This window comes from Acinetobacter sp. YH12227, assembly GCF_013417785.1.
GTDB lineage: Bacteria > Pseudomonadota > Gammaproteobacteria > Pseudomonadales > Moraxellaceae > Acinetobacter > Acinetobacter gandensis.
Map to the genome: position 1 here is coordinate 1 of NZ_VPDH01000024.1, position 1,507 is coordinate 1,507.

General features: G+C 40.1%; 2 protein-coding genes. One reads left to right on the forward strand and one right to left on the reverse strand.

Annotated features, from left to right (window positions below; translation table 11 throughout):
• A partial coding sequence (locus FTV09_RS07135) for a transposase (RefSeq protein ID WP_180057547.1) occupies positions 1-407 on the forward strand: 407 nt, incomplete at its 5' end.
• Between the two features lie 16 nt (positions 408-423).
• Here FTV09_RS07135 and FTV09_RS07140 read toward each other — a convergent pair.
• Positions 424-1,507, reverse strand: a 1,084-nt coding sequence (locus FTV09_RS07140) for a vWA domain-containing protein (RefSeq protein WP_180057551.1), incomplete at its 5' end; no start/stop codon positions are given.

Here is a 1,507-nt window from a genome sequence, read left to right on the forward strand (position 1 = left end):
ACCGACAACAGCACAGCCAACCGGTGATGCAACAACTGTATGAATGGCTCAACCAACATTATCTGACGGTGCCATCGAGTTCTCCAACCGCCAAGGCCATCAATTACAGTCTGAAGCGTTGGCCAGCCTTAAGCCGCTATCTGGATGATGGCAATCTACCCATTGACAATAACTGGGCAGAGAACTCAATGCGTCCCTGGGCATTGGGCCGTAAGAACTGGTTGTTTGCAGGTTCGCTGCGCAGTGGACAGCGAGCGGCAAATATCATGACTTTAATCCAGTCAGCAAAGCTGAATGGGTTGGATCCGTATGCCTATCTCAGTGATGTGCTGAAAAGGCTGCCGACGCATAAAGCGACCCAAATAGAAGAATTACTACCACATCGCTGGAAATCCAACTCAAATTAAAAAATAGGCATGGGGTTCAGCGGACGCTTACGTCATTCGCACCATGGGTATCGTTATTATGAATAAATGACCTAAATTCAGTACTCAAATAATTATAAATAACATCATAGCTTAGAGAGTCACCCGCTTTCAGGGTACTTTTTAGATATTCCTCTAGTACTGCATAACCAGACCCTTGAGGTGCAACGCGTTCATCCCACTGTAAATGATCGGTATTAATCGTGTCTGCAAAAATAATGTCATGACCATCCCCTGCATAAATTACATCAGGACCAACATTATGCATTTCAGACTTTATTTGACCATTAATTAGATAAGACATTAGCTCATCAGGATTTTGTAAAACTTGAGCTTCTCCTTGACCCGCAGTCACTTTTGCACCATTAGCATCAGTATTATCATATTTGGTCAAAGTAGTGACTTTAGGGTTAAGAATCCCCGCAGCAAAAACTTTAGATAATTGATCTAGTTGCTTAAATAAACTATTGGTATCTCGACCATCATCGGTTTGTGGTTCGCCATCAGTAATAAAATACGTTTGGTTTTCATAAAAATTACCTTCAGCCGCAAGCGAGTTAAACCACGTTACTGCTTGATCAAATGCTTCACCATAATCAGTTCCACCCGAAGTTTGCTCAGGCCTTAAAAATGATGCAGCTTTATAAAAAGCGACGATATTTTTTTCAATCCATTGCTCTAATTCTGCCGTTTTTAATGAATTTTTTAAATCTGATGCCGAGATCTCAAACGATTTTCGATTCCCTTCATAACCTTTTGAACTAAAAGTCATTATTTTTAGATTTATATTTCCATCATGCTTAGATAAAACATTACTAAAATAATTCAGTACATCTTGAACCATCTCTGCATGAGAAACATCTTTACCATTATGTTTAATCAGATCCGCCATACTTCCAGATAAATCAATCAACATTGCGACATTATAGTTTTGGCCAGCTTCGGTAAATGTATGTAGACCACCAATATCCCCCACAATGACATCATTACCAGCCGTACCATTTAATACATTACTGTCATTCGTACCAACTGAAATCGATCCCTTTTCATCTTCAATTTCCCAGGTCGGCGGTTTTACAGGA